This is a genomic window from Nonomuraea sp. NPDC049486 (assembly GCF_040676925.1).
GTDB classification, from domain to species: domain Bacteria; phylum Actinomycetota; class Actinomycetes; order Streptosporangiales; family Streptosporangiaceae; genus Nonomuraea; species Nonomuraea ferruginea.
Genome location: NZ_JBFAPV010000028.1, coordinates 23,867 through 42,778 on the forward strand (window position 1 = coordinate 23,867; position 18,912 = coordinate 42,778).

The 18,912-nt window shown below is 72.0% G+C and carries 20 protein-coding genes; 13 read left to right on the forward strand and 7 right to left on the reverse strand.

Translation table 11 applies throughout. The features are described from left to right. Nucleotides 1-41 precede the first annotated feature (41 nt). Nucleotides 42-698 carry a helix-turn-helix domain-containing protein gene (locus AB0K05_RS42645; protein ID WP_364237277.1) on the reverse strand — a complete coding sequence of 219 codons (657 nt, stop codon included), beginning with the start codon at nucleotides 696-698 and terminating at the stop codon, nucleotides 42-44. Between the two features lie 83 nt (nucleotides 699-781). Between AB0K05_RS42645 and AB0K05_RS42650 the strand changes: the two genes are divergently transcribed. From AB0K05_RS42650 to AB0K05_RS42665, 4 genes are all read left to right on the forward strand, one after another. Beyond that, nucleotides 782-1,291 carry a DinB family protein gene (locus AB0K05_RS42650; RefSeq protein WP_148029065.1) on the forward strand — a complete coding sequence of 170 codons (510 nt, stop codon included), beginning with the start codon at nucleotides 782-784 and terminating at the stop codon, nucleotides 1,289-1,291. Nucleotides 1,292-1,334: 43 nt separating this feature from the next. After that, on the forward strand, nucleotides 1,335-2,324 hold the full coding sequence (locus AB0K05_RS42655; RefSeq protein ID WP_364237279.1) for an NAD-dependent epimerase/dehydratase family protein: 990 nt from the start codon (nucleotides 1,335-1,337) through the stop codon (nucleotides 2,322-2,324). Between the two features lie 101 nt (nucleotides 2,325-2,425). Beyond that, the gene (locus AB0K05_RS42660) at nucleotides 2,426-3,805 is read left to right on the forward strand and encodes a glycoside hydrolase family 6 protein (RefSeq protein ID WP_364237281.1); all 1,380 of its coding nucleotides are present in this window, start codon (nucleotides 2,426-2,428) and stop codon (nucleotides 3,803-3,805) included. Between the two features lie 63 nt (nucleotides 3,806-3,868). Then, entirely contained in the window at nucleotides 3,869-4,261 is a 393-nt protein-coding gene (locus AB0K05_RS42665; RefSeq protein WP_364237283.1) for a hypothetical protein, read from the forward strand. Here AB0K05_RS42665 and AB0K05_RS42670 read toward each other — a convergent pair. Then, nucleotides 4,188-5,105, reverse strand: a complete 918-nt coding sequence (locus AB0K05_RS42670; protein WP_271275728.1) for a hypothetical protein — start codon at nucleotides 5,103-5,105, stop codon at nucleotides 4,188-4,190. The genes AB0K05_RS42665 and AB0K05_RS42670 overlap by 74 nt on opposite strands. A gap of 98 nt (nucleotides 5,106-5,203) precedes the next feature. Here AB0K05_RS42670 and AB0K05_RS42675 point away from each other — a divergent pair, with 98 nt between their 5' ends. From AB0K05_RS42675 to AB0K05_RS42695, 5 genes are all read left to right on the forward strand, one after another. After that, nucleotides 5,204-6,310 (forward strand): SMI1/KNR4 family protein, encoded by a 1,107-nt coding sequence (locus tag AB0K05_RS42675; protein ID WP_271275727.1) that lies wholly within the window; start codon nucleotides 5,204-5,206, stop codon nucleotides 6,308-6,310. Nucleotides 6,311-6,391: 81 nt separating this feature from the next. Continuing rightward, nucleotides 6,392-7,840, forward strand: a complete 1,449-nt coding sequence (gene argG, locus AB0K05_RS42680; RefSeq protein ID WP_271275726.1) for an argininosuccinate synthase — start codon at nucleotides 6,392-6,394, stop codon at nucleotides 7,838-7,840. Between the two features lie 66 nt (nucleotides 7,841-7,906). After that, nucleotides 7,907-8,854, forward strand: a complete 948-nt coding sequence (locus AB0K05_RS42685; RefSeq protein WP_271275725.1) for a helix-turn-helix domain-containing protein — start codon at nucleotides 7,907-7,909, stop codon at nucleotides 8,852-8,854. Between the two features lie 53 nt (nucleotides 8,855-8,907). Beyond that, on the forward strand, nucleotides 8,908-9,483 hold the full coding sequence (locus tag AB0K05_RS42690; RefSeq protein ID WP_364237286.1) for a dienelactone hydrolase family protein: 576 nt from the start codon (nucleotides 8,908-8,910) through the stop codon (nucleotides 9,481-9,483). A gap of 267 nt (nucleotides 9,484-9,750) precedes the next feature. Then, nucleotides 9,751-10,587 (forward strand): hypothetical protein, encoded by an 837-nt coding sequence (locus AB0K05_RS42695; RefSeq protein WP_271275722.1) that lies wholly within the window; start codon nucleotides 9,751-9,753, stop codon nucleotides 10,585-10,587. 6 nt (nucleotides 10,588-10,593) lie between these two features. On the opposite strand, the gene AB0K05_RS42700 is transcribed toward AB0K05_RS42695, so the two are convergent. Beyond that, entirely contained in the window at nucleotides 10,594-11,043 is a 450-nt protein-coding gene (locus AB0K05_RS42700) for an NUDIX domain-containing protein (protein WP_364237289.1), read from the reverse strand. A gap of 79 nt (nucleotides 11,044-11,122) precedes the next feature. Here AB0K05_RS42700 and AB0K05_RS42705 point away from each other — a divergent pair, with 79 nt between their 5' ends. Together AB0K05_RS42705 and AB0K05_RS42710 are read left to right on the forward strand one after the other, a co-directional pair. Further along, nucleotides 11,123-11,602, forward strand: a complete 480-nt coding sequence (locus AB0K05_RS42705; RefSeq protein ID WP_148029074.1) for a hypothetical protein — start codon at nucleotides 11,123-11,125, stop codon at nucleotides 11,600-11,602. A 48-nt stretch (nucleotides 11,603-11,650) separates the two neighbouring features. Continuing rightward, nucleotides 11,651-12,664: a hypothetical protein gene (locus AB0K05_RS42710; protein ID WP_271275720.1), complete on the forward strand. Its 1,014-nt coding sequence runs from the start codon at nucleotides 11,651-11,653 to the stop codon at nucleotides 12,662-12,664. A 157-nt stretch (nucleotides 12,665-12,821) separates the two neighbouring features. Here the strand turns inward: AB0K05_RS42710 and AB0K05_RS42715 are convergent, their stop codons facing one another. Further along, nucleotides 12,822-13,424, reverse strand: a complete 603-nt coding sequence (locus tag AB0K05_RS42715) for a methyltransferase domain-containing protein (protein ID WP_364237292.1) — start codon at nucleotides 13,422-13,424, stop codon at nucleotides 12,822-12,824. 46 nt (nucleotides 13,425-13,470) lie between these two features. Here AB0K05_RS42715 and AB0K05_RS42720 point away from each other — a divergent pair, with 46 nt between their 5' ends. Then, nucleotides 13,471-13,920 carry a MerR family transcriptional regulator gene (locus tag AB0K05_RS42720; protein WP_364237295.1) on the forward strand — a complete coding sequence of 150 codons (450 nt, stop codon included), beginning with the start codon at nucleotides 13,471-13,473 and terminating at the stop codon, nucleotides 13,918-13,920. A gap of 28 nt (nucleotides 13,921-13,948) precedes the next feature. On the opposite strand, the gene AB0K05_RS42725 is transcribed toward AB0K05_RS42720, so the two are convergent. The 3 genes from AB0K05_RS42725 to AB0K05_RS42735 form a co-directional block, all read right to left on the reverse strand. Next, nucleotides 13,949-14,755, reverse strand: a complete 807-nt coding sequence (locus AB0K05_RS42725; protein ID WP_364237298.1) for an NAD(P)H-binding protein — start codon at nucleotides 14,753-14,755, stop codon at nucleotides 13,949-13,951. A gap of 246 nt (nucleotides 14,756-15,001) precedes the next feature. Beyond that, nucleotides 15,002-16,183, reverse strand: coding sequence for a hypothetical protein (locus tag AB0K05_RS42730; RefSeq protein WP_187280929.1), 1,182 nt, complete (start codon nucleotides 16,181-16,183; stop codon nucleotides 15,002-15,004). A 113-nt stretch (nucleotides 16,184-16,296) separates the two neighbouring features. Beyond that, a complete protein-coding gene (locus AB0K05_RS42735) occupies nucleotides 16,297-17,931 on the reverse strand; it encodes a phospholipid carrier-dependent glycosyltransferase (protein ID WP_148029079.1) in 1,635 nt (544 codons plus the stop codon). 85 nt (nucleotides 17,932-18,016) lie between these two features. On the opposite strand from AB0K05_RS42735, the gene rsmI reads away from it, so the two are divergent. Beyond that, nucleotides 18,017-18,865: a 16S rRNA (cytidine(1402)-2'-O)-methyltransferase gene (gene rsmI, locus AB0K05_RS42740; protein ID WP_148029080.1), complete on the forward strand. Its 849-nt coding sequence runs from the start codon at nucleotides 18,017-18,019 to the stop codon at nucleotides 18,863-18,865. Nucleotides 18,866-18,912: the final 47 nt, after the last annotated feature.

The following is an 18,912-nucleotide window of genomic DNA, read 5'->3' on the forward strand; positions in this document are numbered from 1 at the left end:
GAGCCGGGCGGCGTCGAGGTCTTCGAACTCGCCTCTGATCGTCACTCTGGACAGCTTGGCTCCTCTCGTACGGCATAGCGCAGGATCCGGTCGCCGAGCAGGCTCTCGATGACGTCCAGCAGTTCCAGCACGGCGCCGGCGATCACGTCGGGACGCTCGCCCGCCGACGTCCGCCTGCCGATCTCGGTCATGACCAGGGCGTGCAGGGAGCCGATGTGCCAGGCGACCGTGCGGGGGAGTGGGTCGTCCTGGCGGGTCCCGGTCTCCTTGGCCAGCACGATCGCCAGGGCGTCCGTCATCTGGCGGCCGAGGTCTTCCAGGCGGGCGGTCAGCGTGGGCGCGGCGCGCATCATCTCCAGCACGCGGCCGAACCCGGCGGTGAGGCCGACCCGGCGTTCCCGGTCGCGCACCTCCTCCCGGAGGCGGGCCAGCACCGCGCCGGCCGCCGACTCGCCCGGCCGGCGCTGCCGGACGATCTCGGCCAGCCGTCGCGGGGAGGCCTCGTCAGGCGGCAGGACGAGGTCCTCCTTGGTGTCGAAGTAGTTGTAGACCGTGTTGACCGACACCTCGGCCGCCGCCGCGACCTCGGAGATCGTCACCTGCTCGAAACCGCGCTCCACGAAGAGCTCGAGGGCCGTGTCGGAGATGCGCTGCCGGGTCTGCCGCTTCTTGCGCTCCCGCAGTCCTTCCGTACCCATGCGTGGAGTCTACGAGGAAATTGGAGTGCGCTCCAAGTTTGGGGAGCGTTATGGTCTTCGCCGACACATGAGGGGAAACGACGATGCGACGTGATCTGCTGCGCTGGCAGTTCGACCTGGTCTGGTCCTTGTTCGACTACCACCTGGAGCGGCTCAAGCCCGAGGACTTCCTGTGGGAGCCCACGTCCAACTGCTGGACGGTGCGCCGGACCGCCGACGGGACATGGGCGCCGGACTGGGAGGACGCCGAGCCCGAGCCGGTGCCCGTTCCCACGATCGCCTGGGTGAGCTGGCACATCGGCTGGTGGTGGAGCGTGACCCTGGATCACGTCCAGGGGCGGGAGCCTCGCGAGCGGGCGGAGATCGCCTGGCCGGGAGACGGCGATGCGGCCGTCGCCTGGCTGCGCGACCTCCGTCAGGAGTGGCTGACCGCCCTGGACCGGCTCACCGACGCCGACCTGGACGCCACCGCTCCCTTCCCGTGGCCCGATGACACCGGCCACACGGTCGCGCACATGATCGGCTGGGTGAACGCCGAGCTGATGAAGAACGTCGCGGAGATCGGGCAACTCCGGCTGCTCCGCTGTGAGTGAATCAGGCTGGATCTCCGGCCGGTCGGGCTGCTTGGGTGTCGGGATGGATGTCTTGGTGCTGGGTGGCACGGCGTGGGTGGGCAGGGAGCTGTCGCGGCTGGCGATGGAGCGCGGTCATCGGGTGACGTGCCTGGCGCGCGGCGAGAGCGGGGAGGTCGCGGCGGGCGCGACGCTGGTGGCCGCCGACCGGCGCGATCCCGCCGCGTACGACGCGTTGCCGGACCGTACGTGGGACGCGGTCTTCGAGGTGTCCTGGCAGCCGGGGTTCGTGTGTGAGGCGCTCGGCGCGCTGGGCGGCCGGGCCCGCCACTGGACCTACGTCTCCTCCGGCAACGTCTACGCCTCCCATGCGACGCCGGGCGCCGACGAGTCCGCGCCGCTCCTGCCGCCGACCGACCGGCGCGAGGTCGGCCGGGAGCTGTACGGGGAGGCGAAGGCGGCCTGCGAGCAGGCGTCCGCGGACGCGGTGGGCGACCGGCTCCTCGTCGCGCGCGCCGGGCTCATCGGCGGGCCGGGTGACCACAGCGGGCGCTCCGGCTACTGGGTGGCCCGGGCCGCCCGTGACCCGCGAGGGCCGGTGCTGGTTCCCGACACGCCGGACATACCCACGCAGGTGGTGGACGTACGGGACCTCGTGGCCTGGTTGCTGGACGCGGCGGAGAAGGGAACCGCCGGCACCTTCAACGCGGTCGGCCCGGTCGTGCCGTTCGGGGAGTGGATCGAGCTCGCCCGCGCCGCCGCCGGGCACACCGGGCCGGTGGTCACCGCCGCCCCGGCATGGCTGCTGGAGAACGGCGTGACCGAGTACATGGGCGACGAGTCGCTGCCGATGTGGCTCGTCGAGCCGGGCTGGGAAGGGTGGTCGGCCCGCGACGGGTCCGCGGCTGTCGCCGCCGGGCTGCGTCATCGGCCCCGGGCCGAACTGCTGGCCGACACCCTGCTGTGGGAGCGCGAGCAGGGGCTGGAGCGGGTCAGGCGGGCCGGCCTGAGCGCCGGGCGCGAGCGCGAGCTGCTCGACGCGCTCGGGCGCTGATCGCCGCACGTAGGTACTTTTCACAAGTTGTCACGAAATTTGCTGATCTCTGTGATTCTGGATCATCGTGTGATCGTGGAATCCCAGAAGGGAAGTACTACGTGCGACTGTTAACCCGTTCGATGGCGGTCGCGGCCTCGGCCGTCATCGCGTTATCAGCGGCGCCCGCCACCGCGGCGCCCCAGCTCGTGGTCAACGGCACGTTCGCCGCCGGCACCGCACCCTGGTGGAACTCGGCGAACACCTCGATGACCGTGGAGTCCGGCCGGCTGCGCGTCAACGTGACCGGCGGCACCGCCAACCCGTGGGACGCGATGGTGGCCCAGAACGCCATCCCCCTGACCCAGGGCAAGTCGTACACTCTCTCGTTCGACGCCTCGGCCTCGGCCCCGGTCAGCGCGGTCACCACCGTGCAGCTCGCGGACGCCCCGTACACCAACACGCTGACCAAGGCGATCTCGCTCACCACCACGAGCAAGCGCTTCAGCTTCCCCTTCACCTCGGGCCTCGGCACGCCGGCCGGGCAGGTGTCGTTCCAGCTCGGCGGCGGCGCCGGTTTCAGCTTCTTCCTGGACAACGTGTCGCTGACCGAGCAGGGCGCCTCGGGCCCGGTCGGCATGACGAACGGCTTCTACGTCGACCCGAACTCCAACCCGGCGACCTGGGTGCGGAACAACCCGGGCGACTCCCGGGCGGCGCGCATCCAGTCGTCCATCGCGTCCAAGCCGATGGCCCGCTGGGTCGGCGGCTGGAGCGGTGACGTCGGCGCCTCCGTCTCGGCGTACGTGTCCGCCGCGGACTCGGCCGACAAGCTCCCCGTCCTGGTCGCGTACAACATCCCGGGCCGCGACGCGTGCGGCGGGCACTCCGGCGGCGGGGCCGGCAGCGAGGCCGAGTACCGGGCGTGGATCTCCGCGTTCGCGTCCGGCATCGGCGACCGGCCGGCGGTCGTCGTCATCGAGCCCGACTCCCTCGGCGACTTCGCCTGCATGGACGCCGCCGCGATCCAGGCGCGCAACCGCATGCTGACGTACGCGACCGAGCAGTTCCGCGACCGGGCCCCCAACACCTGGGCCTACCTCGACGCCGGCAACGCCGGTTGGGTGCCGGCCGCGACGATGGCGGCGCGGCTGGGCGATGCGGGCGTCGGCAACATCCGAGGCTTCGCCGTGAACGTCTCCAACTACTACCCGACCGGCCAGTCGGCCACCTACGCGTCCGCGGTCAACACCGCTCTCGGTGGCGGCGCGAAGTGGGTGATCGACACCAGCCGCAACGGCAAGGGCTCCAACGGCGAGTGGTGCAACCCCGCCGGCCGCCAGATCGGCACCCCCGCCCAGCTCGGCGGTGACGGCGGGACGGAGATGCTGCTGTGGGTGAAGATCCCCGGCGACTCCGACGGCAACTGCGGCATCGCCCCGGGCACCCCGGCCGGGCAGTTCAGCCCGGACATCGCGATCCGCCTGATCGACGGCACCTGACCCCCGCGAGGCCCGTCCGGCTGCCCGGACGGGCCTCTGTCCGGGTGCAGTAGATTCGCCCGCATGGGTGTGCTCGTCGACTACTTCACCGCGGCTTCCGACCAGTCCGCCCGGCTGGCCCTCGACGGCGGGCCGGCGGGCGCGAAGCTGCCGTACGTCGACTGCAAGGGATGGCTCGACGAGCTCGACACGCTCGCCGCCGAGCTGAGCGGACGCGACCTCAGCGAGTTCGGCGACAGCGAGGTCCTGGCGGACGACGGCGAGTCGGCCGGCCTGGAGCGGATGACGGCCGAGACCGTCGCCGCCCTCGCCGCGGTGGACGACGCACGGCTTCGCGAGTACGCCGAGGAGGAGCTCCTCGACGAGTACGAGCGCGAGCGCGTCACGGCCCTGCGGGACCTGGCCCGCGAGGCGGCCCGGCTCGACCAGGGGATGTATCGCTGGACGTGCGCCTGAGCGCCTCGAACAACTCCTCGCGGAGCGCGGGCGGCAGTCTCCTGCCCATGTCGAGAGCGCTCACCAGCGCCTGGTCGTCGTTGCGCTCCAGGGCATGGTCGGCGAGGAACTCCAGGCTGAAGTCGGCCTCCTCGCGGTGGCGCTCCTCCGGCAGGCGCTCCACCAGGGGCAGCACCGCCTCCACCCGCTCGCTGACCCGGTCGAGGAGGGCGTAGCGGGGCGGCCCAGGCAGGCGCTGGGCCCGGAGGTCGATGTGGTGGAAGGCGACGCCGTCGAGCTCGGCCCCGGTGAAGTCGTTGCCGGTGAAGTCGTTGCGGTCACGGCCCAGCGCGGCCTGGTCGTCGTCGTGCGGGCGGCCCCAGAAGTTGACCTCCCGTACGCGGCCGAGGAAGACGCAGTCGACGAACTCGGCCTCGAACGTGGATGTCTGGTCTCGCAGCCGGGACCGGTCGAACAGGCACTTCTCGAACCGGACGTTGCCGAAGAAGGTGTGCGGCGCGAAGCGGGTGCGGCGGAACACGCAGCCGCGGAAGACCGACCGCGGCCATCGGGCGCCGTCCCACGGTCCCCGCAGGCACGTGTCGCCCAGGGACAGCTGGTCGAAGGCCGCGCCGGTGAAGTCGCAGCCTTCGAATGCGCCCCCGTGGACGCGGAACTCCGAGAACCGCATGCCGGAGAAGTCGATGTTCGTCAGCCGCGCCCGGTCGAAGGTCACGGCGGTGACCCCGGCGGGCGGCTCGAACCGCTGGTCGCGGAGCTCGCCGCGGGCGATCCAGGAGGTCTGCCACGGCTCCGGGCCCGGCTGGAGGCTGAACGGGGTGTCCGCGCAGGGAGGTTCGCGCATGCGCGGAGTATGGCAGTCAGCCCCGACAGAACGCCGGTACGCGTTGAGGTGAAGGCTTTCGATCACGATCAGGACTGTTTCCGGATACCCTGCCGGACGTGCGGCGATTGATCACATCTCGTGGGGTATGGCTTGCGCTGTCCGCTGCCGTCGCGGCGGTGGTGATCGTGGCGGTCGTCCGTTCCCGCCGCCCGAAGGCAGTCGTCCCGGACCCGCCCCCGGCTCCGCCGCCCGTGGCGCAGTGGCCGCCCGTGCCGATCCTCGGCACGCCCACCGCCGAGGATCTCCGGCGTTACGTCCACAGGCCCTCCTTCTTCGACCGCCCCGCGGTCGCCAAGTTCCTGGAGCCGCGCGAGCCCGCACCGCCGCTCGACGCGCCCACCCGGCGGAACCTGACCCGGTGGGGCGTCGCCGGGCTCGCGCTCGCCGTGCTGGCCGCCGGCACTTACCTGATGGAGTCCGCGGTCTTCTCCAAGGAGGACGCGGGCGTGGTCGCGGAGACCGTCGTGATGTCCCCGTACGCCCAGGTGCCGGAAGACGCCGCGCGGTACACGGAGGTCCGCGAGGCGTACGTGGAGGACCCGGCCGACGCGGACTGCCGACCCGGGAGCGCCACCCCGCGCGTGCGGAAGCCCGACCCGAAGGTGACCCGGGCCGTGAACCGGCAGTGGCGGCGGATCGAGACCTGGCTGAAGGCCAACGCCCCCAGGAGCTACCGCACGCTGGGCAAGCCCGCGAAGGCCGGGACCATCGCGGTGGCGGAGGCGCAGATGGGCCTGCGGTTCCCCGACGACCTGAAGGCCTCGCTGCTGCGCCACAACGGGGTCGTGCCCGTCCGGGACACCTGGGGGTTCGGCTTCCTGGGCAACGGGAACATGGGCGTCCGTGAGATCCGCGACACCTGGCGGATGCTCTGCGGGATCGACAGCGTGGACCGGGCCGGGCCGCGCGACGACTGGTGGGACGGGCGGATGATCCCCGTCGGCGCCAACGGCTCGGGCGACCACCTGGTGGTCGACTCGGCGCGGCGTGACATCGGCTACACCGACCACGAGGGCACCATGAGCTTCGAGCCGGGCGGGACCCGGATCCGCTCGTACCACGCCCTGCTGAGAACCACCGCCGACGCCCTGGAGAGCGGCGGTTCCATCGGCTGGTGGAAGCCCGAGGTGGTCGACGGCGAACTCGAATGGAAGGTCCTGTAAGCCGCTGCCCGAGGCGGATGAAGGGGCTCTTCAGGAGGGGGGCTTTGCATAACCATACGCCACAATGCATACTCTTCTCTTATGTCCAAGGTTCTCACCTCTCTGCCCATCGGCGAGCGTGTCGGCATCGCCTTCTCGGGTGGTCTCGACACCTCCGTCGCCGTCGCGTGGATGCGCGACAAGGGCGCTGTCCCCTGCGCCTACACGGCCGACATCGGCCAGTACGACGAGCCCGACATCGCCTCGGTGCCCGGCCGTGCGGTGGCGTACGGCGCCGAGGTCGCCCGGCTGGTCGACTGCCGCGCGGTGCTGGTGGAAGAGGGGCTGGCCGCGCTCGCCTGCGGCGCGTTCCACATCCGCTCCGGCGGGCGGGCCTACTTCAACACCACGCCGCTCGGCCGCGCCGTCACGGGGACCCTCCTGGTGCGGGCGATGCTCGAGGACGACGTGCAGATCTGGGGCGACGGATCGACGTTCAAGGGCAACGACATCGAGCGGTTCTACCGCTACGGTCTCCTCGCCAACCCGCACCTGCGGGTCTACAAGCCCTGGCTCGACGCCGACTTCGTGACCGAGCTCGGCGGCCGCAAGGAGATGTCGGAGTGGCTGCTCGCCCACGACCTGCCCTACCGTGACAGCACCGAGAAGGCGTACTCCACGGACGCCAACATCTGGGGCGCCACCCACGAGGCCAAGACGCTGGAGCACCTCGACGCCGGCATCGAGACCGTCGAGCCGATCATGGGCGTGCGGTTCTGGGACCACGGGGTGGAGATCCCGGCCGAGGACGTGACCATCGCCTTCGAGCAGGGCCGCCCGGTGTCGATCAACGGCAAGGAGTTCGCCACCCCGGTCGACCTGGTGATGGAGGCCAACGCCATCGGCGGCCGGCACGGCCTGGGCATGTCCGACCAGATCGAGAACCGGATCATCGAGGCCAAGAGCCGTGGCATCTACGAAGCGCCCGGCATGGCGTTGCTGCACGCCGCGTACGAGCGGCTGGTCAACGCGATTCACAACGAGGACACGCTGGCGTACTACCACAACGAGGGACGGCGGCTCGGCCGGCTGATGTACGAGGGCCGCTGGCTCGACCCGCAGGCGCTGATGCTCCGCGAGTCGCTGCAGCGCTGGGTCGGCACGGCGATCACCGGCGAGGTCACGCTGCGGCTGCGGCGCGGCGAGGACTACTCGATCCTCGACACCTCGGGCCCGGCCTTCAGCTACCACCCGGACAAGCTGTCGATGGAGCGTACGGAGGACTCGGCGTTCGGCCCGGTCGACCGGATCGGCCAGCTCACCATGCGCAACCTGGACATCGCCGACTCGCGCACCAAGCTGGAGCAGTACGCCAGCATGGGCATGGTCGGCACCAGCCACTCCGCGCTCATCGAGGCCCCGCCGGCGGCCCCGACCGAGCTCATCGGCGACATGCCGGAGGGCGGCGCCGAGGCCATCGCCTCACGCGGCGACGTCGCGGACGACGACGAACTGCTCGACCGCGCCGCGATGGAGTTCGGCACCGACTGACCGCGAACCGGGCCGTGCCTCGCGGGCCGGCCCGGCCGTAATGGCGGTATGCGTACAATTCCGGACATGCACTCCGTGGCGCTCGCCCTGTACGACGGCGCCATGCTGTTCGAGGCCGCCGCGGCCGTCGAGGTGTTCGGGATCGACCGGTCCGACCTGGCCGACCCGTGGTACGACTTCCGCGTGTGCGGCCCGAGCCGGGGCCGGGTGGGCGACTGGCTGCGGGTCGACACCCCGCACAGCCTGGACGCGGTGGTGGACGCCGACACGGTGGTGGTGTCCTCCTGCGACGTGGAGATCGGGCCGCCGCCGGGTGACGCGGTGGACGCCGTGCGGGCCGCCCACGAGCGCGGGGCCCGGATCGTGTCACTGTGCACCGGGGCGTTCGTGCTCGCCGAGGCCGGGATCCTGGACGGGCGGCGGGCGACCACCCATTGGATGCACGCCGCGCTGCTCGCCACCCGTTATCCCCGCGTACGGGTCGATCCCGACGTCCTCTACATCGACGAAGGGACCGTCCTGACCTCGGCGGGCAAGGGGGCGGGGCTCGACCTGTGCCTGCACGTCGTCAGGAAGGACCACGGCGCGGCGGTGGCGAACGCGCTGGCCCGCCGCCTGGTCGTGCCGCCGCACCGGGCCGGCGGGCAGGCGCAGTACGTGACCGCGCCGGTGCCGGACCAGGCCGGCCAGTACGGGCTCGCCGACGTCCTCCAGTGGGCGCAGGCCCACCTGCACGAACCGCTGACCGTACGCGATCTGGCCCGCCGCGCCGGGATGAGCACCCGCAACCTCGCCCGCCACTTCCACCGCGCCCTCGGCGTCACCCCGCTGCACTGGCTGCACGCCCAGCGGGTGCACCGGGCACAGGAGCTGCTGGAGACCACCGACGCCGGCGTGGAGCAGATCGCGGCCCGCACCGGGATGGGCACGGCGGCGACCCTGCGCAGGCACTTCACCCGCGCCGTCGGCGTCTCGCCCGACACCTACCGGCGGACCTTCCGCGCGCCCGGCTGACTCCGGAAACTGTCGGCGGCGTGGGGCATGCTGAGCGCGGCGAAGGGAGAGACATGGCCGAGGTGCTGTTGTTCCATCACGCCCAGGGGCTGACGTCCGGGGTGCGGGAGTTCGCGGAGGAGCTCAGGCGGGCGGGCCACACGGTGCACGTGCCCGACCTGTACGAGGGGCGCGTCTTCGAGTCGCTCGACGAGGGCGGCGGTTACGCGCAGGAGACCGGGTTTCAGACGATCATCGAGCGCGGGCGGTCCTTCGCCGCATGGCTGCCGGGCGAGCTGGTCTACGCCGGGTTCTCCCTCGGGGTGCTGCCGGCGCAGCAGCTTGCCCAGACGCGGGCGGGGGCGAGGGGCGCGCTGCTGTTCCACTCGTGCGTGCCGGTCACGGAGTTCGGCGAGTCCTGGCCGCAGGGCGTGCCGGTGCAGGTCCACGGCATGGAGGGCGACCCGTTCTTCGCCGGCGAGGGCGATGTGGAGGCGGCTCGCGCCCTCGTGGAGTCGACTCCGGGCGCGGAGCTGTTCCTCTACGAAGGCAAGGACCACCTGTTCGCCGACGGCAGCCTGCCTTCCTACGACGAGCCGGCGGCCAGGCTGATGATGGAGCGGGTGCTGGCCTTCCTCAACCGGATCTAGTCGTAGCAACCGCCGCCGTTGTTCACCGACGGCGGGCGGGCGTCGAGGATGGGGTGCCGGGCCAGGCCCTCGCCACCATGTCCTCTTCGCTGCCGCAGCCGTACGAGAATGGGCACGATCAGCGGGGCCGGTCGAAAACGTCTGGCGATCGGCGGAGGGCAGGCGTAGGTTCCTGAGCTGTGGCCTCTTGAGATCGCCTGCGACGAGTCCGGCTCGGAAGGGGAGAAGCTCGTCGGCGGCAACACCGCCGTCTTCGCGCACGCCGCCGTGCTTCTGGGCGCCGAGGCCGCCGCGGAGTGCGTCCGCGAGACCCGCGCCCGCATCCGTTCCCCCGCCACCGAGTACAAGGCCAACCACCTGCTCCGAGGCAAGCACCGGGCGGTGCTGGTCTGGCTGCTCGCCCCCTCGGGGCCCATCTATGGGCGGGCGCGGGTGTTCCTGGCCGACAAGGCCTACTTCGCGGTACGGAAGATCGCCGACCTCATCGCCGGGGACGTGGCGTACACAGGCGCCGGCGGGGACGGGGCGCTCGCCGCGGACCTCTACCGTGAGGGGCCGGTCAGCCTCGGCCCGGAGCGGTTCACCGCGTTCCTGGAGTCGTTCAACGACGTGATGCGCCGGCGGGCCCCCGCCGAGCGGTTCTTCCTCACCGTCGAGGAGCTCGCCGGGGCCGGCGGGCGGGTGGGAGAGATCATGCGCTTGCTCGACCGGTCCAGGAAGCCGCTGGAGGACTTCCTGGAACGGCCGGGCGAGATGCCGGCGCTGGACCCGCTCATCCCGGCCATCATGCGGGCGGTCGTGCACTGGGGACGCGACCGGCGGCCGGTGTCGATCCTGCACGACGAGCACAACGGCCTGACCGAGGAGCGCGTCGCGCACCTGAAGCGGGTGGTGGACCTGGCCGGGCTGCGGCTGGCCGACTCCTTCCACGAGCCCCGGGTGCAGGTCGCCGACTTCCTGGCCGGGGTGGCCAGGCGGATCGCGGAGGACGAGCTGGGCGGGCGCGGCGACCCCGAGCTTGTCGCGCTGCTGCGCCCGTACGTGGATCCGGCGTCGGTCTGGGGCGACGAGCGGAGCTGGGCGCTGCTCAGCCCGGCCGGCTGAGGGGCGTCAGGCCGTCGCGGCGTCGCGCAGGCTGCTCAGCACCCAGGGCGGGCAGGCGGGGTCGGCCTCCGCCTCCGCCGTCGTCAGCCAGACGAACCCGGCCACCTCGGCGGGCGCGGCCGCGACCGGTTCGGCCTGCGGCGGCATCGGGGCCGCGAACACCACGTTGACCACCGGGTCGCCGTCGTCGGTGACGAAGAACCCGCTGGAGGCGTAGGTGAGGGGAACGCCGGTCAGGTCGACGCCGATCTCCTCGGCGACCTCGCGGCGGGCGGTCTCCTCCAGCACCCGCTGACCGGCGCCGTCCGGCTCGGCCTTGCCGCCCACGTCGGCGAGCGTGCCGGGGGCGTGCGCCTCGCCGTCGCCGCGCCTGATGAGCAGCCAGCGGCCGTCGCGGCGCAGGAAGACCTCGACGTTGACGACGAAGGCGGGGCGGCCGTTGGCGGTCGTGGTCATGGGACGGCATCTTGACGGCTCGTACTGGATAGTGTCACTATCTAACAACTGGATAGTGCTGCTATCGAAAGGATTCGAGATGTCACTCGTTCTGGTGATCGCCACCCTGGTGTTCCGGCTGCTGGGCGCGTTCGGGGTGCGGCGGTTCGCGACCTGGCGGGTCAGCGCGGCGCACGGGCTCGCGCTGTTCCTCGTCATCACGGGCAGCGCCCACTTCGCCCCCGAGGGCAGCGGCTTCACCACGACCCACGCCGACCTCGTGGCGATGGTGCCGCCGTTCGTGCCGTTCCCCGCCTTCATGGTGTACGCGACCGGCGTGCTGGAGATCCTCGGCGCGGCCGGACTGGTGCTGAGCCGCACCCGGCGGGCCGCCGGGCTATGGCTGGCGGTGATGTTCGTGCTGCTCCTGCCCGCCAACGTGTACGCGGCGCTGGCCGGGCAGGACGTCACGCCGCTGTGGCTGCGGGTGCCCGAGCAGGCCCTGTACATCGCGGTCGCGCTGTGGGCCGCTCTCGGGACGCGTACGGTGGAGCGTGCCGGAGATCATGTGCGCGTGTGAGCCCCGCGAGGCGGGCGTTCACCGATTCGAGCCGGAGGCGTTGGGACTGTGACCGCGGGAGCACGGACGACGGGCGCGAACACCGCGCTGGCCTGGGGCGTCGTCGCCAGCGCCGCGCTCACCGGGCTCGTCTGGCTGGCCGGGCAGCGGCTGGCCGGCATCGCGTTACTCCCCGACCAGGGGGCGTCCTGGTACTACTGGAAGCTGCCCGAGCCCACTGTCTGGACACGGCTGTCGGCCTGGCTCGGCTACGCCGCCCACCAGGTCGCGTTCTGGGGCCTGATCTACTACGCGCAGACCCGGGTCCGCCGCTACACCGGCGGCCTGCACCGGGTGAACGTCGTGGCCCTGGCGGTCAACTTCGGGTTCATCCTGCTGCACCAGGCGCAGACCCAGGTGTTCTACGACGGGCTGGCGCAGGACGTGTCCATCTTCAGCTCGCAGGCCTCGGTGGTGCTCCTGCTGATCGTGGTGCTGCTCATGGAGAACCGCCGCCGCGGCCTGTTCGCCGGCCGCCCGGCGCCCATCTCGGCGGAGGTCACGTCCTTCGCCCGCCGGTACCACGGCTATCTGTTCAGCTGGGCCGCCGTCTACACGTTCTGGTATCACCCGATGGAGACGACGAGCGGCCACCTTATCGGGTTCTTCTACATGTTCCTTATCCTCTTGCAGGGCAGCCTCTTCCTCACCCGCGCGCACACCAACCGCTGGTGGACCCTCACCCTGGAGCTCCTGGTCGCCGCGCACGGCACGCTGGTGGCCTTCATGAACACCGGCCCCGACGGGGCGTGGCCGATGTTCCTCTTCGGCTTCCTGGGTGTGTTCGTCCTCACCCAGATGCACGGCCTCGGCCTCGGCGCCGCGACCCGCTGGATCCTGGCCGCCTGCTACGCCGGGGCGGTGGTGGCGGTGTACGCGGTGCGCGGCATCGGCCAGGTGACCGAGGTGGTCCGCATCCCCGCCATCGAGTACCTGCTGGTGGGCGTTCTGGCGGTGCTGCTGTGGGCGGTCCTGCGCCTGGCGCGGCTGAGAAGCCCGGCGGGGACGGTCCCGCGCCGGTAGGTTCTGGGGGCATGCCGAGAAGATCGCGATTATGGGTGGGTCCCGCTGTTCTGGCTCGGTGGGCTGGCAGCCTCGGCATCGCCCGCTGACCAGGCCGGTCCTGGTCGCCCACGACCCGCGTCACGGCCTTCTGCCGGCGCGGCCCGCCGCTGGAGGCTTACGCGGGAGCCCGCCTGGCGACGAACGCCGTCAGGCTGGGCAGTTCGTGCCGCGTGACGTCGTCGAAGCGCTCGCGCAGGGCCGACTCCAGCGTGGCCAGCACCTTGTCCGGCAGGCGCAACCCCCGGGCGAGCCGCGACGGGGTGTCGCCGCCGTGCCAGGCGATCACCAGGCGGCCGCCCGGCTTCGTCACCCGGTGCAGCTCGCGCAGTCCCGGCTCCAGCTGCGGCCAGATGGCCACGTTGTTGACCGAGACGACGCAGTCGAACGCGGCGTCCTGCTGGTGGGTGCGGTCGGCGGTGCCCAGCCCCGGCTCGGTCCCGGGCGCCTTGCGGACGGCGAGCGCGCGCATCTCGGGTGACGGGTCGACGCCCGCCACCCGTCCTGCTCCCGTACGGCTCAGCAGCCGCAGCAGGGCGCCGGGGCCGTAGCCGACCTCCAGCACGTGCTCGCCCGGCCGGATGTCGAGCAGCGGCAGCAGGTCCCGCTGGCGGTTGGTCCAGAGCATGACGCGGCCGGCCAGGCGGCCCATGAGGCCGGAGGGGGCGGCGAAGGACGAGTCGTGTTCGCGGCCGGTGACCCAGGATGTCGTGGTTCCCATGCACCACAGCAAAGCGGTTCAAGCTGACTTGAAGTCAAATGGGAACATGGACGAATTCATCCCGATCGGTGAGGCGGCCCGGATGCTCGGCATGAACGCCTCCGCGCTGCGCTACTACGAGGAACGCGGGCTGGTGCCGCCGGCGGGACGCCGGCAGGGGCGGCGCGTGTACGGCAGGGACGAGCTGCGCCGGCTGGTGTTCCTGCAGAGCGCGCAGCGGCTGGGCATCTCGCTGGACACCGCCGGCGCGGTGCTGGAGGCGCCGGGGGAGCAATGGCGGGCCACCGTCGGCGAGCGGATCGAGGCGCTGGAGGAGCTGATCGAGCGGGCCAGGACGGCGCAGGAGTTCCTGCGCCACGCGATCGACTGCCCCGCCGAGCATCCGGTACGGGAGTGTGCCTTCCTGCGGGGGATCCTGGACCGGATGCTGGAAGGGCTCACGCTGGAGCAGGTCGCCGCGGAGCACGCCCTCACGGACGCGCGGCCCACCGCTTAGGCGGGGGGACGGCGCTGTGATGCTCGGGTCACCAGGTGGATTGGACGTACTCGGTGAAGTCGCGTGGCTCGCGGTCCAGGACCTGCCGCACGCCGTCGGAGAGGTGGGCGTTGGTGCCCGCGTCGATCGACGCGAACAGCCGGTTCACCAGCGCGATGTGGTCGGCGTCGTAGCCGCGGGCGGCGAGCCGGGCCGCGTGCTCCTCCGGTGAGACCGGCGCGTACGTGATCGACCGCCCGGTCGCGGCGGCGATCTCGCCGATCGCGTCGCCGAAGGACAGCAGCCGGGGCCCTGACAGCTCGTAGGTCCGCCCGGCGTGGCCGTCGCGCAGCAGCACCTCGGCCGCCACGTCGGCGATGTCGTCGGCGTGCACGAACGGCTCCAGCCCGTGGCCGGCGGACAGCTCGACCAGCCCGGCGTCGACCGGGTCGCGCAGCATCGGGTCCTCGCTGAAGTTCTGCGCGAACCAGGTCGGCCGCAGGATCGTCCACGCGCCGCCGGACGCCTTGACCGCCCGCTCGGAGGCCAGCAGGCGGTCGTCGCCGAGCTTGGGCCAGTCACGGGACGACAGCAGCACCAGCCGCCGCGCCCCCCGCGCGACCGCCGCCCCGGTGAACGCGGCCAGCAGTCCCGCCGCGTCAGGCCCCTGCGAGTCGACCAGGTAGGCGGCCGAGACGCCTGACAGGGCCGGTTCCCACGTGTCGTGGTCGTACCAGTCGAAGCGGGTCTCACCGCGACGCGAGGCCGCACGGACCTCCGCACCGCGCGCCCGGAGCCGAGCGGCGACGCGCCGGCCGGTCTTGCCGGTGCCGCCCAGCACCAGGATCGTCGACATGCCCCCAGTCAACACGCCCACCCGCCGCCACGCGACCGCCGAAGACAGGGGACACCCTTCCGAAGTCCGCGAAACGCGCCGTCGGTACACATGCCGCGGAGCGGGCCTCCAGGCAGGCGCGGACGGTGGGTTTCGGCGGCGCGACTCGCGGAGCGGGCCTCCAAGCAGGTGCCGTCGGTGGGTTTCGGCGGCGCGACTTGTGGAGCGCGCCGCCGGCGGGTGCCGGCGGCGTGGGGGAAGCTGGAGTCAGGTGGCGTTGACGTACTTTCTGGGGCGTAGCGCGTGGGCGCGTAGCGCTGCCAGGGCGGCGAACTGGCCGCCGCGGGTGAGCCGCACCGCCAGGGGGTCGGCGAAGGCGAGGTCGAGCGCCGCCAGTTGGTCGACGAGGCGGGCCAGTGCGGCCGCCACGTCGTCCGGTCCCGACGCGGGGTGCCAGCCCTCGCCGCCGACCACCTCCGCCACCTGCTCGCGGAGCTGGGCGGGGGACAGGAGCTCGCCGTCGGCCAGCAGCATGAGCGCGGCCTCCCTGGCCGACAGCTCGAACTCGTCGCCCCCGGCCAGCAGCAGCTTGGTCACCGCGTCCCACATCAGCTCCGGCGCGGAGAGCAGCTGCCGTCCGAAGCCGGTCACGGTCAGGCGGGTGCCTTCGCGGCTCAGCGCGCCCAGCTCGTGCTCGGCCAGCTCGCGCAGCCTCAGCGCCTCGGGTGACGGGGCCAGCCGGAGCGGGAGGGTGCCCTCGGACGCGGCCAGCGACAGCAGCCGGTGCAGCGCCGGGAGCGGCTGCGGGGTCACCGGCGCGTGCAGCCGCACCTCGAAGGGCTGGGCCAGCTTCCGCCTGGCCGGGCCGCGGCCCAGCACCCAGCGGTTGAGCCGCTCGCCCTGCACCCGGTGGAGCCAGCTGTCGCCGCCCAGGTCGGCGCGCGGCTCGGTGAGCCAGCGGCGGGTCAGCGCCACCCGGTCGACACTATCGCCGGCCAGGATGGAGAGCTCCAGGGCCGCCGAGCAGGCCACGTGGGCGCCCAGCTCCTCCGGCCCCATGATCATGCTCCACTGCAGCTCCGGCACGTCCGGCGGGAGCACGCCCGTCTCCTCCAGCGCCTCGTGGTAGGCGCGGGTGCCGGCGTCCTCGCCGTCGCGGGCGTACGCGCGCAGGATCCGCGTCGTGGTCTGCGAGGTGCACAGCGCCGCGTACCGTTCGAGGCCGCCGAGCTGCAGCAGCCGCCCGAGCGAACGCGCCAGCCGCTCGTGGTCACCCCCCACCTTGAGGGGCAGGGTGTACCAGAGGAACTCGCAGACATCGAGCTGCGTCACCGTCTCCAGCGGCTCGCCGCCGGTCAGCCACTCGACCGCGGTCCTGGCCTCGTCGGCGAGGTCCGGGTGGGACCGCTCCAACTCCGCCAGCAGCGCGGCGACGTCCGGTGCACTCATGCCTCGAAGTTTGCCGTATGGACCCCAGCCCTGACGATGACCGAATCCCGTGCGTATTGGGTCTAGCACAGCGACAACCCTATGAAATCACTATGTAATGGACGGTGACTGAACTAGATCCATCGTTTGTCGAAGAGCATCCTGACCTTCCACTCCGCGTAGGGGATCAGCTCGGCCGACAGTACAGGATGCAACCACCAGAAGTTGATCAATGCGAGCAAGGCGAACCCGCCGACCGCCGCCGCCCCGTACGTCCGCCTGGCCGGGATGCTGCCGTCGGCCAGTCTCGTGGCCGGGCCTATCAGCCATCCGGCACAGAGCGTGATCGCCAGGATCATGAACGGCACCATGGGGATCGCGTAGAACAGGAACATCGTCCGGTTGCTCGAGAACGCGAAGTAGAACCATGGCAGCCAGCCCATCGCGTAGGCGAGCAGCACCGCCCCGGCCCGCCAGTCGCGGGTGGCGACGTACCACGCGATCAGCGCCACCAGCGCGGCCAGCGCGCCGAACCAGATCACCGGCGTGCCGACCCCCAGCACCGCCTCCGAGCAGGAGGACGCCCCGCAGCCCGTCTTCTCGCCCTCGTAGTGGAAAGCCACCGGGCGCAGCAGCAGCGGCCACGTCCACGGCTCGGACATGTAGGGGTGGGACGTCTCCAGGCCCTCGTGGAAGGTGAAGACCTGCCACTGGTACTGGACCCAGGAGCGGGCCGAGTCGAGGATGAAGAAGAACGGGTTGCCCGACGAGGTGGCCTGGTCCCAGTTGCGCCCGTAGCCGGTCGCGGTCGAGAACCAGCCGGCCCAGGTCACCATGTAGGACACGAACGGCACGGCGGCGAAGCCCACCAGCGCGTTGGGCACGTCCTTGGACAGCGCGCCGCCGTACGGGTTGCGGAGCCCGACGGCGCGGCGCGCGCCGAAGTCCCACATCACCGACATGGCGGCGAAGGCGACCGCGAAGAACAGCCCGGACCACTTGACCGACATCGCCAGGCCCAGGCACACGCCGGCCGCCATCCGCCACGGCCGCGCCCCCAGCCAGGGGCCCTGCGGCGACAGCGGCGAGGTCTCGTACCAGTCGACCAGCCGCTCGCGTGTCCTGTCGCGGTCGACGACCAGGCAGGCGAAGGCGGCCAGGACCCAGAACATGAGGAAGATGTCGAGCAGCGCCGTGCGCGACAGCACGAAGTGCAGGCCGTCGAGCGCCAGCAGCAGGCCGGCGAAGCAGCCGAGCAGCGTCGAGCGGGTCATCCGCCGGGCCACCCGGGCGAGGACGAGGATCGACAGCGTGCCGATCACGGCGGCGGCGAAGCGCCAGCCGAACGGGTTCATCCCGAACAGCCACTCGCCCGCGCCGATCATCCACTTGCCGAGCGGCGGGTGGACGACGTAGGAGGCGCACGGGTCGAGGCTGCCGTCGGCGCACTTCTGGAAGATGTCGGTGTCGCCCGCCAGGATCGCCTTGTCGGCGTCCTTGACCGTGGTGCGCTCGACGCCCCAGTTGATCAGCGAGAAGCCGTCCTTGGCGTAGTAGGTCTCGTCGAAGACCACCTCGTGCGGATGCCCCAGGCCGATGAAGCGGAGGATGCCCCCGAAGATCATGACGAGCAGCGGGCCGATCCAGCCCCACAGCACGCTGCCGCGCATCGCCGGAATCACCCGGTCACGCACGGAAAGCGCGCGGGGACTGCTCTCGTCAGACTCCGGGCCGCCGGAGGTCTGGTACGGGAAATCGGTCACCGCCATTCGGACATCGTACGGGTCTCAAGCCGGTGCTTCCCAAGAAACACGGCTCAATTCGGGCCGCCCCCGAGGCTGCCACAATGGCCGGATGACTGGTGAGGGCAGGCTCGTGCTGGCGGGGGCGCCGATAGGGCAGGCGGGCGACGTGTCGCCGCGGCTGCGCGAGGCGCTGGCGGGCGCCGACGTGGTGGCGGCCGAGGACACCAGGAGGCTGCGCAGGCTGACCGTCGAGCTGGGCGTGGAGATCGCCGGCCGGGTGGTGTCCTATTACGACGCCAACGAGGCCGCCCGCGCCGAAGAGCTGCTGGAGGCGCTCCTGGAGGGCCGCACGGTCGTGGTCATCACCGACGCGGGCATGCCGGGCGTCTCCGACCCCGGCTACCGGCTGACCCGCCTGGCCGTCGAGGCGGGCGTCACGGTCACCGCGCTGCCGGGCCCGAGCGCCGTCACCACCGCGCTGGCCGTCTCGGGGCTGCCCAGCGACCGGTTCTGCTTCGAGGGCTTCCCGCCGCGCAAGCCCGGCGACCGGGCCCGCCGCCTGGAGGCGCTGGCGCGCGAGGAGCGCACGATGGTGTTCTTCGAGGCGCCGCACCGGCTGGCCGCCTCGCTGGAGGCGATGGCCGGCGCGTTCGGCGCCGACCGCCCCGCGGCCGTCTGCCGGGAGCTGACCAAGACGTACGAGGAGGTGCGCCGCGGCGGGCTGGGCGAGCTGGCCGCGTGGGCGGAGGCGGGCGTCAAGGGCGAGATCACCGTCGTGGTCGCCGGCCACACCGCCGCGGACGAGGAGGCCGACCTGCCCGCGCTGGTGGCCGAGGTAGACCGGCGGGTGGCGGCGGGGGAGCAGCGCAAGACGGCCGTCGCCGACGTGGCCAAGGCGGCGGGCGTGCCCAAGCGCGAGCTCTACGACGCGGTTCACAGGCGTTCCGCCACCCCATAGTGTGCCCATGGTGAGGAACTGGGGGGTTTCGCGGCACCGCCTTGTCC